Raw genomic sequence first — 12233 nt, 5'->3', positions numbered from 1 at the left:
ATGACGTGCGCCGGTCTTTCGTCCGTCAGCTACGGCCGCCACCACTGGGTTTGCGGGGCTGGTCCTTGTCCATGTCAGGCTTGCGGGGCTGGCCAGCTGCGCCGGAGGCCTGGCCACCTTTTTTCCCGGCATCAGATGCTTTTTGCTTGTCGTTAGCGAAATTCCCGGGATTCGAAGTGCCTTTGTTAGCCATGATTCTCTTCCTCTTGTGAATGTTCGCAAGGCGTTTGCCTTACATAAGTTGGGAGACGGCCGCGCTGGGCAAAGTTTGAAATATTTCGCCGCTTCATGACGAACGGTCAGGGCATCGACCATTGCTGCCTTGTATGGGGTAGCGGTGCGGTATCAGCAATTACAATTGGCATCTGGGGCTGGTCGGGTACTAACTCAATATTCGGGCCTTACGACACGAGGATCGAATCATGTCACTGATTGGTGTTTCTACGCTTGAGCTGTGCCATCTGATCGAACAGGCCTTTCTGCCTGAACGGTGCATCGTGTCCTGCCTCGATGGTGAGCATCTGACCCTTCAACTGGGGCAGGGCGATACCCTCGGCGAGTGCCTGACCGTCACCGGAATCCATGTGCACAGCCTTACCACCTGCCATGAACTGGCCGCCCTGGTCGCCCAGGTGCGTGAAGAACAGCGCCTGGGGCGTAGCCATATTCCCCTTACGCCCCAAGCGATGGTCTGAAGACTCAGCCCGGATGCCCGGTCAGCCAAAGCTGGCCGGGCGCAGGTATTCAGGGTTGAGCACGTTGAACCAGAACAGGATCATCGACACCAGGATGGTCACCAGTACCAACAACCCCACCGCCCAGACACTGGTCGAATACAGCAGGCCGTCTTCCTTGCGCAGGCGCAGAAAAGTCGGCAGGCCAATGTAGAGCAGAAAGGTCGCATAGGCCGACGCCACAGCCAGCACGATCAGCGCCAGCCAGCGTCCGGGGTAGAGCCCGGCGACACCGGCGACGAAGTATGGCGTGGCCGTGTAGGCGGCAAAACCGATGCATTGATTGAGCGTGGGACGTGCGTCGAAGGTGCGTGACATCCAGCGAATGAACCCGCCCATGATTATCAGCCCGAGCACGCTGGTGGCGTACAGCAGCACGCCCAGTTCGGCGGCGCTGGTCACACTCAGGCGTACCCGCTCGGTGCCGGCCAGGCTCCAGCCAATACTGGTGGTGCCAATGAACAGGCACAGGGCGGGAATCAGCGCCATCAGCAGCAGGTGCGGCAGGTAGTGACGCGGGTGCAGTTCTTCTTCCTGGCGAATTTCCATCCAGGCGTCGTCGGGGTGGGTGAAGAGTTGAACCAGATGGGTACTCATGGTGACCTCCGAGGGTGAGCAGAGTAGAAAACACCTCTCCCTGTTCTATGGAGACTTGGCCTGCGCTGGGGTTTCATTTTTTTTGAACCACTCCCGGTATTGTCTGGTCACTGACATGTGACTAGCACTACCCAAGGAGTCAACGCCATGAACGCACAAACCTGTGCCTGCCCAGGTTGCAACTGCAAGCTGGGTGAACATCCGGTGATGAGCGAGGGCAGGGCCTATTGTTGTCAGGCCTGTGCCGAGCACCATCCGTCCGGCAAACCGTGCAATAGCAGTGGCTGTGGATGCGCCGCCAGCCCCAAACGCTGACCGAACGGTGGGCGCGTCGCACCGCCGCTCCCACACGTGTTCACTGTAACTCCAGCTGCAACTGCAAGCCGCCGTCATCGCAGCGCCGGTGATACTGGACAATCCCGCGATAGGTGCGGCCTTCCCAGACAAACGCCACGCTGTGCGAACGCTCAAGCTTGTCGGGTACGGGCGCCTGTACCTGCATGCGCAAGCCAGGCAGGCCGTTGATGTTCAGCGGTGCCAGTTGCACTTCACATTCGGCGCTGTGGGCGATGGGACCGAACAGCGTGTCCTGGACGAAGTCGATCTGCAGGCAGGTCGGGCAGGCCGGGCTGACCTTTCTCATACCAAGGGCCTCCTTCAGTTCTTGCGGTGCGCGTTCTGCAGTTGCTTGGCCATTTCCAGGTGGTGCTTGAGGGTCGCCAGCGTGGACTTGGCAAAGGTGCGCAGATCGTCAGGGTCCGAGGTAGACCGGCTCTCTTCGTCGAACAGGCGCACCGCCTGCTCATGGGCGTCGACCTGATGGATGGCATAGGCCGCATCGAACGACGCGCCGTCCTGCACCTGCAACATCATCTTGCGCGCCTTGCTGGTGAGGGCTGCGTCATCCGGGACGCTGAAGCCATGTTGCTTGGCAAGATCGAGCAGGTGCTGATTAGCTTTAGTGTGATCCTTGATCATCTGCTGGGCAAATGCCTTTACCTGGGGCGATTGGGTTTTTTCCAGGGCCAACTGGCTGGTCTGGATTTCAGCCATGCCGGCACCGATCGCTTCGCTGACGAAGGCATTGTTGCTGTCAGCCTGGGTACTGGCACTAAGCACGACGCACAGGCACAGGACAAGGCGGATGGGACGGATAAAAGGGTTCATAAGCGGTATCTCCCGGGGCGTAAACAGCATGCAGCTGTTAGTTTTACGAAAGGCCCCAGGCGTCAGAGTTCAGCCCGATTGCTGTCTACGGACCACTGGCGCCACGGTGTATGCTGCTGGCCAGCCAGTAATCGAGTTGCATCAACGGCAACGTGTTCGTCGTCACCGGTGGCAATCCGCTGTCCTGACGGCAATCGCAGCAAACCTTCGGCGCCTGGCGCAGTCACAACAGGTAAGGGGTGGTCCAAACGCCCCATGGGAGGGCCCCATGACCATTATCTGTCTGTTCAAGGGCTGCCACTGGTGCGATGAGCCCGAGGGCGAAGGTGCGCTGCTATGCCAGCGTTGTGAGCGCTGCGGCGCCGTGCGCTGGCACGCTACGTGTTAAGAGGAAAGAGGTCATGGCCAGAGTCATCTGGAAAGGTGCAATCAGCTTCGGCCTGGTGCATATCCCGGTGTCGTTGAGTACTGCTATCAGCAGCGACCGGGTCGACTTCGACTGGCTCGACGAGCGCAGCATGGAGCCGGTGGGCTACAAGCGGGTGAACAAGGTCACCGGCAAGGAGATCGCCCGCGAGCATATCGTCAAGGGCGTGCAGTATCAGAAGGGCCAGTATGTGGTGATCAGCGAAGAGGAGATCCGCCAGGCGCGCCCGCAAGCGACCCAGACCATCGACATCTTCTCGTTCGTCGACAGCGGCGAAATCCCTCTTCAGCAGTTCGACACCCCGTACTACCTGAGCCCCGACCGGCGTGGCGGCAAGGTCTATGCCTTGCTGCGCGAAACCCTGGAGAGCACCGGCAAGGTGGCCCTGGCCAAGGTGGTGCTGCACACCCAGCAGCACCTGGCGCTGCTGCGCCCGCTCGAGGACGCGCTGGTGATGATCACCCTGCGCTGGCCCGAGGAAGTGCGCGGCCTGGACAGCCTGGACCTGGACGCCAGCGTGCGCGATTCAAGCCTCGACAAGCGCGAGCTGCAAATGGCCACGCGCCTGGTCGAGGACATGAGCGGGCATTGGACGCCCGAGGACTATCGTAACGACTTCAAGGACACCATCATGAGCCTGGTCGAAGAGAAGGCCCGCCAGGGCAAGATCGCCACGGTCGAGCCGCTGGAGGGCGAAGGCGAACAGAAAAGCGCCGACATCATCGACCTTACCGAACTGCTCAAACGCAGCCTGGGCGGGCGCAAGCCGGCCGCGAAGAAGGCGGCGCCGGCCGCGAAAAAACCGGCAGGCACCAGCAAGCCGCGCAAGAAAGCCTGATCAGTCCGTCACTGGCGTTTCATGCAGATGGCGCCAGCGCAGGGCGCCATTGGTGTTGTGTTCGAAGACCACGGTCGAGCGCCGTACTGAGCGGTTGCCTGCCGCGTCGGCCTGCCACTCGCGATAGCTGACCACCGACAGGTTCGGGCCTGTGGCGATCAATTGCAGCTCATCGATGCCGATTTCCAGGCCCGCACGCTTGCCGTAGGCGTGCTGAAACACACTGTGCAGGCCTTGGTAATCGATCACCTTGCCGGGCAGGGTGATCATTGAGAATTGCCGGCTGAAACGCGCCATCAGCGCGTCGAACTGGTCAGCCGGGGCGTTGCCCGACAGCCATTGTTCAATGGCGACGTGGGCATCGATGACTTCCTTGAATGCGGGGGTGTTTTGGTTCATGGGCAGGGCTCAGGTAGGGGTGGTGCAAAGCCCCAGGGTGCGAGCCCCGGGCAGTTTGAAAACCATCGGCAGCGGTAGCAGGGTCAGCAGCGCAGCGAGGATGAAGCTGTGGGCAAATGCTTGCGGCGCCGGCAGCAGATGATTGAGCGTGGCGCCGAGCACGGCGACGCCGAGGCAAAAGCTCAGTTGCCGGTTGAGGTTCCACAAGGCGCTGGCCTGGCCCATCTGCTCCGGCGCGATGGCCAGGAATGCCAGGCTTTGCGCACTGCTGCTGCACAGGCTGCTGCCAAGGCCCAGCAGGGCGAAAATCAGCGCCAGCCAGGCCGGATGCGCAGCGACCCACGGCGAGGCCAGCCACAACAGTGCAGTGCATTGGATCAATATCCCGGCGCTCAGCAGGCGTTTGGGCCCGGTCAGGTTGAAGCGCCAGCGGACAACGGCAATGGCACCCAAGGCGCCCAGCGCCCAGGGCAGCATCAGCGCGCCGGTGGCTGTGGCGTTCAACCCAAGGCGCTGTTGCAGGTACAACGCCGCCACCAGGTTGGCGCCGATGAATACGCCCGGCACGCACAGGTAAATCAGCATTGCCGTGCGCAGCAGCGGCTGGCCGAGCAGGCGCAGGTCAAGCATTGGCTGTGGGGCAGGCAAGGGCAGGTTCGCAGGCAGCCAGGCCAGCACCAGTACGCCTGCAATCAAGGTCAGCGGCAGCATGGCCAAGAAGATCCAGCGCCACGAACCCTGATCGACCACCACGCCACCCAGTGCCGGCGACACGGCCGGGACCAGCAGGGCCACCATCATCACCAGCGAGGTCAGGTGGTGGCGCTGCTCGGGTGCATATAAGCGATAGGCCATGGCCTGGCCCACCGGAATCAGCAGGCCGCCACCGAGGCCTTGCAGCAGGCGCCAGGCGAGCAGGCCCTCGATCGAACCGGCGCTGCCCGCAAGGGCCGATCCCAGGCCGAACAGCGCCAGCGAAAGCAGCAGTGTCTGGCGTTCGCCCAGACGCGCGGCCAGCCAGGTGCCCAGCGGGATCACCAGGGTCAGGCCGAGCATGTACAGGTTGCTGGTCCAGCTCAGTTGCGCCACCGAGGCGTGCAGTTCCTGGCCCAGCGCCGGGTAGGCGGCGTTGAGGGCGAACATGTTGAGCAGGTCGAGGGTGAAACCCAGCAGGTAGACCAGGGTGACTTTCGCACGATAAGGCATGAGCAGTTCGATGGGCCGAAGAAAAGCGCAGTCTAGAGACTTGCAGGTGCTTGAATAAGACGCGAAAACCCGGCAGATTGGTTGAGTTATTTTGACAATGGCGAAGGCATTGCATGGTCAGCCTCGACCGATTCGAACTGTTTTGCGCCGTGGTCCAGGCCGGCTCCTTCACGGGGGCCGCCGAGCGCTTGCAGCAAACCCGCGCTGCGGTCAGCTTCAGTATCAAGCAGCTGGAAGCTGAACTGGGGGTCACCCTGCTGACCCGCACCACCCGCCGGATCGCCCTGACTGACGCCGGTGAGCGCTTTTACCAGCGCTGCCTGCAGGTGGTCGAAGACGCGCGCATCGCCATCGACGAGGCGCGCGCCGAACACAGTGGCTTGCAGGGCAGCTTGCGGATTACCTCCACGGTCGAGTACGGGCTGAAAGTCCTCGCCCCGGCACTGCAGGCGTTCTGCCGCCTGCACCCGGGGCTGAGCGTGCGCCTGGAGACCCATACGGCGCAGGTTGACCTGGTGCGCGAGCGCTTCGATGTCGCCATTCGCCTGGGCCAGGCGCAGGACTCCAATTATCGCGGCGTGTGCCTGGCGACCTACAACGTGCGCCTGGTGCTGGCACCGAGCCTGTTGGCCGTTCATGGGGCTCAGCTGATCAACGCCCCCGAGCACCTGGCTAACGTCGCGCAACTGGTGCACAGCCGTTTCGAGCAGAACAATCGCTGGGAGCTGCTGGGCGACAAGGGGCGCCGCGCAGTGTTCGCGCCGCAGGGTACGCCGTTGCTGGTGGCCGACAATGCCTCGATCCTGCGTGCCTTTGCCCTGCAGGGCGCGGGCGTTACCTTGTTGCCCGACTGGCTGGTGGCCGATGACCTGGCCAGCGGGCAGTTGCTCGACGGCCTGCCCGGGTACCGCTTCGCGGCGCAGAGCGTGTATGCCCTGTATCCGTCCAGCCGCCATGTACCGCGCAAGGTTCGCGCCTGGATCGATTTCATCAAGGCCTGGCTGGCGATGCCCGAGCCGGGTCGCCGAGGTTGTTGAGAAAGTGCCCCAGTCGCCGGGCAGGCCGCGTTGTTTGATGCGTTACTCGAAACAGCGTGCCGATACGCTCATGTGAACACCAGTTCGAACGGTTGCAGCAGGCGTGCCAGGGCCTCGCGGTCGAGGACCGGCGGGGTCTGCTCGTCGGCCTGCAGCTGGCTGGTGTGGGCGGCGACGGCCTGCTGCTTGAGGGCCAGCACCGCGCGGTCGAGGAACAGCTTGTGGGCGCGCTGCCAGGGCAGGCGCGGGTCGCTGGGGCGGGCCCAGTGCCAGGCCCAGATCGGCACTTCGATCAAGCGCGCACCGACGGTTTCGCAAGCGCGGGCACAGGCGCGGCCGACCGCTTCATGGTCGCAGTGGCCGTCCAGGCGCCAAGTGGTCAGGACCCGGTCGCTGGCGCGCAGCAGTTGCACCAGGCGTTCGGCCAGCCAGCGTTCATGATTGGCCACGGCGCCGTCCGCCAGGCCCAGGCGCAGCCAGCTCAGCCGGGTCAGGTCCAGGCCCAGGCGGCGCAAGGCGTCGGCGCTTTCCCGCGGGCGTTGCTGGCGCAGGCGTTCGCTGGTCCAGTGGCGCGAATCAGGATGGCTGGCTTCGCCGTCGCTGACCGAGATCAGCAGCAGATCCTGCTCGCGGCCACGCATGCCGGCCAGCACGCCGCCGCAGCCGAGCACTTCGTCATCCGGGTGCGGGGCGACCACCACCAGGCGGCCGCCACGCGGCACCAATTGATCGTGGCTGATGGCCGGCACCGCTTGCAGGGTCGTGGAGGATTGCCAGTGCGCCAAGGGCGTGCCCGGTGCCTGGATCGGGTTTTGCGGTCTCTGCAGGGTCATAGCCGCCAGCCTCCCTCGAGGGGTGTACTCAATTGTCGGCCCAGTTCGGCCAGGTCGCTCATGATTCAACGCCCATGCGTCGGCGCAGGTCCTTGCTGATCGACTGCCGCACCCGGCCATAATCGGCCCAGGGGTCATCGCCTTCGACCAGGCGTTTGCCGAGGTTGAGCAGGTTCCACTGGTTGGCGCCTTCAAGCTCAGTCAGCTCTTCGCGGCGAATCGGCACCGACACCGGCAGGCCCGCGCGGGCGCGGAGCGAATAGGCGCAGACGGTGGTCGCGCCTTTGCCGTTGCGCAGGTAGTCGATGAAGATCCGCCCGACCCGGTTCTTCGGCCCGGACACCGCCGACAGGCGCTCGGGGAACAGCCCGGCCAGGTGCTGGACCATGGCTTGGCTGAAGGCCTTGACCTCGTCCCAACCGGCACGCCGGGTCAGCGGCACGACAATGTGCATGCCCTTGCCGCCGCTGGTCTTGAGGAACGACTGCAAGCCCAGTTCATCGAGCAGGGCCAGGGTCAATTGAGTGGCTTCGAGCATGGCCTTCCACGGCAGCGCCGGGTCCGGGTCGAGGTCGAGAATCAGCCGGTCGGGCGTGTCAAAGTCCTTGGCGGTGGCGTTCCAGGTGTGCAGTTCGAGGGTGTTCATCTGCACCGTGCCGAGCAGTGTTTCGACCCGGTCGATGATCATCAGCGCCTGACCGGCTTCGGCCTTGTCGTGGCGCTCAAGGCCGGGGATGTTCAACGGTGTGGCGTTCTTCTGGAAGAACAGCTCGCCGGCCAGCCCGTCGGGTGCCCGCACCAAGGCCACCGGGCGGCGCTTGAGGTGCGGCAGGATCCACTCGGCGACCTGGGCGTAGTATTCGCCGACCTGGCGCTTGGTGATACCGGTGCTGGCGTCGACCACCCGTTGCGGGTGGGTCAGCTGCAGTGTGGGCGTGTTGCTTGCCGGGCTTTTCACGGGCTGCTCCAGGCCAATGGCCTTGGCCGGTTTGTCGTCACGCAGGCCATGGAACACCGAATGGCGCACCACGCCGTCGCGGGTCATCTGCGCATAGGCGACCTCGGCCAGCAGCTGCGGCTTGAGCCAGTGCACGCCTTTGGCCTCGGCGCCGGTTGGCGGCGTGGGCAATGGCGGCTTGCCGACTTCAAGCGGCGCCAGGCGTTGATGCAGGTGGGCAAGGGTGGCACTGTTGAAGCCGGTACCGACCTTGCCGGCATAGCGCAGCTCGCCGCGCTCATCGTGCAGGGCCAGCAGCAGCGCGCCAAACGCTGCGCGCGAGCCTTTGGGGTCGGTGAAGCCGACGATCACGAATTCCTGGCGCTGCTTGCACTTGAGCTTGATCCAGTCGCTGCTGCGGCGGTTGACGTAGTGGCTGCCCAGGCGCTTGCCGATCAGGCCTTCCATCTTCATCTTGCAGGCGCTGTCGAGCAGCGATTCGACACGCTGGTCAAAGCCGGCAGAGAAACGCAGGCACTTGTCGTCGGCCTTCTCCAGCAGCGCGGCCAGGGCCGAGCGGCGCTGTTCCAGCGGGCACTGGCGCAAGTCCATGCCGTTGAGGTACGGCAGGTCGAACAGGTAGTAAACGATCTGCTCGTCGCAGGCCTGATCGAAGGCATTCTGCAGCGCCTGAAAATCCGCAACGCCGTGCTCGTTGGCCACCACCATCTCGCCATCGAGCCATGCCGATTGCACGCCGAGCCCGGCCAGGGCCTTGGCCTGTCTGGGCAACTTGGCGGTCCAGTCATGGCCGTTGCGGGTGAACAGGCGTATTTGCTCACCGTTGATGCGGGCGAGGATGCGGTAGCCGTCGAATTTCACTTCGTAGCCCCAGTCGCCCTCGGGGGGCGTCTCTACCAGGGTCGCCAATTGCGGTTTGAACGAAGCGGGCAAAGCGGCTTTGCTGGCGCCGTCGAGCTTGGACTTGCTCGCGGGCCTGGCCTTGCGGGTGGTTTTGTTCGCCGCTGCCCTGGGGCGGCGGGCAGTCAGGCTGCGTTCGCTGAGCACGCTGTCGGGCTCTGCTTCGAGGATGTCGTAGTCTGCTTGCGGGCGCGCCTGGGCATCGTCGGACTTGACCAGCAGCCACTGCTCCTTGGTGCCGGCCAGGTGGGTGCGAAACAGGTTCCAGGTGCCGGACAGCTTCTCGCCCTGCAGGCGAAAGCGCAGCTTGCCTTTGGCATAGGCCTTGCGCGGGTCTTCTTCGGGAATCCACACACCGCGGTCCCAGACGATTACCTCACCGGCGCCGTAATGGCCTTCGGGGATACGGCCTTCGAAGTTGGCGTAGTCCAGTGGGTGGTCTTCAACGTGCACCGCCAGGCGCCGGATTTTCGGGTCCAGCGACGGGCCCTTGGGGATGGCCCAGCTTTTCAGGGTGCCGTCCAGTTCCAGGCGAAAGTCGTAGTGCAGGTGGCTGGCGTGGTGTTTCTGGATGCAGTACTGCAGGGCGTGGGCGGCTTTTTTGCCCTGGGCATGGCTACCCACAGGCTCCGGGGTGGCGTCGAAATTGCGCTTGCGTGCGTACTCCTGCAACGGCTTGGCCATGGCGGTGTCCTGCTGCTTATGGGCGGCTCCTAAGGATTGGGATCGGACGGCTGGGGTGAGAGTTCAATCGGCTTTGTTCGAGGTGGGGCTGCTGCGCACCCCATCGCCGGCAAGGCCCCACAGGTGTCGAGCGCACCGCTATCCTGTGGGAACCGGCCTTGCCGGCGATCGACCGCGAAGCGGTCGCCGTATCAGCCTTGCTTCTTGATAATCGCCTCACTGATGCTCGCCGGCGCTTCAGCGTACTTGGTGAACTCCATGGTGTAGCTGGCCCGGCCCTGGGTCATGGAGCGCATCTGCGTGGAATAGCCGAACATCTCGCCCAATGGCACTTCGGCGCGTACCACCTTGCCCGCCGGCGTCTCGTCGCCTTCCTGGATCATCCCGCGACGGCGGCTCAGGTCGCCCATGATGTCGCCCTGGTACTCCTCGGGGGTCACCACCTCGACTTTCATCACCGGCTCCAGCAGCACCGCGCCGCCTTTTTGCGCCAGTTGCTTGGTGGCCATTGACGCTGCGACCTTGAAAGCCATTTCGTTGGAGTCGACATCGTGGTACGAGCCGTCGAACACCGTGGCCTTCAGGCCAATCAGCGGATAACCGGCCAGTACGCCGTTCTGCATCTGCTCTTCGATGCCTTTCTGGATCGCCGGGATGTACTCGCGCGGCACCACGCCGCCGACCACTTCGTTGATGAACTCCAGGCCCTCTTTGCCTTCCTCGCCCGGGGCGAAGCGGATCCAGCAGTGGCCGTACTGGCCGCGCCCGCCAGACTGACGGACGAACTTGCCTTCGATCTCGCAGGTGTTGCGGATCTTCTCGCGGTAGGCGACTTGCGGCTTGCCGATATTGGCCTCGACGCCGAACTCGCGCTTCATGCGGTCGACGATGATGTCCAGGTGCAACTCGCCCATGCCGGAGATGATGGTTTGCGCCGTCTCTTCATCGGTGCGCACCCGGAACGACGGGTCTTCCTGGGCCAGCTTGCTCAGGGCGATGCCCATTTTCTCCTGGTCGGCCTTGGTTTTCGGCTCGACCGCCACCGAGATCACCGGGTCCGGGAAGTCCATGCGTTCGAGGATGATCGGCTTGTTGATGTCGCACAGGGTGTCGCCGGTGGTGACGTCCTTCATGCCGATCAGCGCGGCGATGTCGCCAGCGCACACGTCCTTGATCTCGGCGCGCTGGTTGGCGTGCATCTGCACCATACGGCCGATCCGTTCCTTCTTGCCCTTGACCGAGTTGAGCACGGCATTGCCTGAGCTGAGCACGCCGGAGTAGACCCGGGCAAACGTCAGGGTACCGACGAACGGGTCGGTGGCGATCTTGAAGGCCAGCGCCGAGAACGGTTCGTTGTCGTCGGCGTGGCGCTCCAGGTGCTTGTCTTCGTCGTCCGGGTCGGTGCCGTTGATCGCCGGGATTTCCGAGGGCGCCGGCAGGTAGTCAATCACCGCGTCGAGCATCAGCGGCACGCCTTTGTTCTTGAACGACGAGCCGCAGATCGCCGGCACGATCTGGTTGGCCAGGGTACGCTGGCGCAGGCCGGCCTTGATCTGTTCGTTGCTCAGCTCCTGGCCGTTGAGGTACAGCTCCATGAACTCGTCATTGGCCTCGGCGGCGGCCTCGATCATGTGTGCCCGCCACTCGCGGGCAAGCGCCAGCATGTCGGCGGGAATCTCTTCTTCGCGGTAGCTGGTGCCCTGGTCGTCCTCGTTCCAGTAGATGGCCTTCATCTTCACCAGGTCGATCTGCCCGGCGAAGTGCTCCTCGGCGCCGATCGACAGCTGGATCGGCACCGGGTGATGGCCCAGGCGCTGATCGATCTGCTTGACCACGCGCAGGAAGTCGGCGCCCTGGCGGTCCATTTTGTTGACGTAGGCCAGGCGCGGCACATGGTACTTGTTGGCCTGGCGCCAGACCGTTTCCGATTGAGGCTCGACGCCATCGGCGCCGCTGAACACCACCACCGCGCCGTCGAGCACGCGCAGCGAACGCTCCACCTCGATGGTGAAGTCGACGTGGCCGGGGGTGTCGATGATGTTGAAGCGGTACTTGTCGGGAAATTGCTTGGTCGAACCCTGCCAGAACGCCGTGGTCGCCGCCGAGGTGATGGTGATGCCGCGCTCCTGCTCCTGGGCCATCCAGTCCATGGTCGCGGCGCCGTCGTGCACCTCGCCCATCTTGTGGTTGACCCCGGTGTAGAACAGGATGCGTTCGGTGGTGGTGGTCTTGCCGGCGTCAACATGGGCGACGATGCCGATGTTGCGGTACAGCTCGATGGGAGTGGTGCGCGCCATGAGGGGTCACCTGTGTGTGATGCGGATGAAGAGGGTATTCCCAAGGTAGCAGAAGTGCGGCGGCTTGCACGGCGGTCCATGGCTGAAGCAGGTTCATCCATGGCCTGAGTAACCATCGGTTGTAAAGCCTGCGGCGCTGACGCTTAATCCTTCTAT

The 12233-nt window shown here is 63.8% G+C and carries 14 protein-coding genes; 5 read left to right on the top strand and 9 right to left on the bottom strand.

Annotated features, from left to right (window positions below):
• Window positions 1-25 precede the first annotated feature (25 nt).
• On the bottom strand, window positions 26-193 hold the full coding sequence (locus BV82_RS16090; protein WP_081492811.1) for a KGG domain-containing protein: 168 nt from the start codon (window positions 191-193) through the stop codon (window positions 26-28).
• 229 nt (window positions 194-422) lie between these two features.
• Here BV82_RS16090 and BV82_RS16085 point away from each other — a divergent pair, with 229 nt between their 5' ends.
• Window positions 423-695, top strand: coding sequence for a DUF1652 domain-containing protein (locus tag BV82_RS16085; protein WP_081492810.1), 273 nt, complete (start codon window positions 423-425; stop codon window positions 693-695).
• Window positions 696-716: 21 nt separating this feature from the next.
• Here BV82_RS16085 and BV82_RS16080 read toward each other — a convergent pair whose 3' ends face one another.
• Window positions 717-1331, bottom strand: a complete 615-nt coding sequence (locus BV82_RS16080; RefSeq protein ID WP_036994830.1) for a Yip1 family protein — start codon at window positions 1329-1331, stop codon at window positions 717-719.
• A 147-nt stretch (window positions 1332-1478) separates the two neighbouring features.
• Here BV82_RS16080 and BV82_RS16075 point away from each other — a divergent pair, with 147 nt between their 5' ends.
• Complete coding sequence (locus BV82_RS16075) at window positions 1479-1646, top strand: metallothionein (protein WP_010223820.1); 168 nt, start codon at window positions 1479-1481, stop codon at window positions 1644-1646.
• Window positions 1647-1686: 40 nt separating this feature from the next.
• Here BV82_RS16075 and BV82_RS16070 read toward each other — a convergent pair whose 3' ends face one another.
• Both BV82_RS16070 and BV82_RS16065 read right to left on the bottom strand, forming a co-directional pair.
• Window positions 1687-1974 carry a hypothetical protein gene (locus BV82_RS16070; RefSeq protein ID WP_010223819.1) on the bottom strand — a complete coding sequence of 96 codons (288 nt, stop codon included), beginning with the start codon at window positions 1972-1974 and terminating at the stop codon, window positions 1687-1689.
• Between the two features lie 14 nt (window positions 1975-1988).
• Window positions 1989-2498, bottom strand: coding sequence for a DUF4142 domain-containing protein (locus tag BV82_RS16065; RefSeq protein ID WP_036994832.1), 510 nt, complete (start codon window positions 2496-2498; stop codon window positions 1989-1991).
• On the opposite strand from BV82_RS16065, the gene BV82_RS26745 reads away from it, so the two are divergent.
• On the top strand, window positions 2383-2886 hold the full coding sequence (locus BV82_RS26745) for a PSPA7_2676 family Cys-rich small protein (protein WP_420831642.1): 504 nt from the start codon (window positions 2383-2385) through the stop codon (window positions 2884-2886). The two genes, BV82_RS16065 and BV82_RS26745, sit on opposite strands and share 116 nt — an antisense overlap.
• A gap of 13 nt (window positions 2887-2899) precedes the next feature.
• Complete coding sequence (gene ku / locus BV82_RS16060; protein WP_036994834.1) at window positions 2900-3763, top strand: non-homologous end joining protein Ku; 864 nt, start codon at window positions 2900-2902, stop codon at window positions 3761-3763.
• On the opposite strand, the gene BV82_RS16055 is transcribed toward ku, so the two are convergent.
• The gene (locus tag BV82_RS16055; protein WP_036994835.1) at window positions 3764-4162 is read right to left on the bottom strand and encodes a hypothetical protein; all 399 of its coding nucleotides are present in this window, start codon (window positions 4160-4162) and stop codon (window positions 3764-3766) included.
• Between the two features lie 9 nt (window positions 4163-4171).
• A complete protein-coding gene (locus tag BV82_RS16050) occupies window positions 4172-5368 on the bottom strand; it encodes an MFS transporter (RefSeq protein WP_010223810.1) in 1197 nt (398 codons plus the stop codon).
• Between the two features lie 113 nt (window positions 5369-5481).
• Between BV82_RS16050 and BV82_RS16045 the strand changes: the two genes are divergently transcribed.
• On the top strand, window positions 5482-6405 hold the full coding sequence (locus BV82_RS16045) for a LysR family transcriptional regulator (protein ID WP_010223809.1): 924 nt from the start codon (window positions 5482-5484) through the stop codon (window positions 6403-6405).
• Between the two features lie 68 nt (window positions 6406-6473).
• On the opposite strand, the gene BV82_RS16040 is transcribed toward BV82_RS16045, so the two are convergent.
• From BV82_RS16040 to fusA, 3 genes are all read right to left on the bottom strand, one after another.
• Window positions 6474-7238, bottom strand: a complete 765-nt coding sequence (locus tag BV82_RS16040) for a PIG-L deacetylase family protein (protein ID WP_036994837.1) — start codon at window positions 7236-7238, stop codon at window positions 6474-6476.
• A gap of 58 nt (window positions 7239-7296) precedes the next feature.
• Entirely contained in the window at window positions 7297-9780 is a 2484-nt protein-coding gene (ligD, locus tag BV82_RS16035) for a DNA ligase D (RefSeq protein WP_036994839.1), read from the bottom strand.
• Between the two features lie 191 nt (window positions 9781-9971).
• Window positions 9972-12077 carry an elongation factor G gene (fusA, locus tag BV82_RS16030; protein WP_036994841.1) on the bottom strand — a complete coding sequence of 702 codons (2106 nt, stop codon included), beginning with the start codon at window positions 12075-12077 and terminating at the stop codon, window positions 9972-9974.
• Window positions 12078-12233: the final 156 nt, after the last annotated feature.

The sequence above is a fragment of the Pseudomonas donghuensis genome, from assembly GCF_000696345.2.
GTDB lineage: Bacteria > Pseudomonadota > Gammaproteobacteria > Pseudomonadales > Pseudomonadaceae > Aquipseudomonas > Aquipseudomonas donghuensis.
The sequence above is the reverse complement of the archived record's forward strand: the minus strand, read 5'-3'. Positions and strand labels throughout refer to the sequence as shown.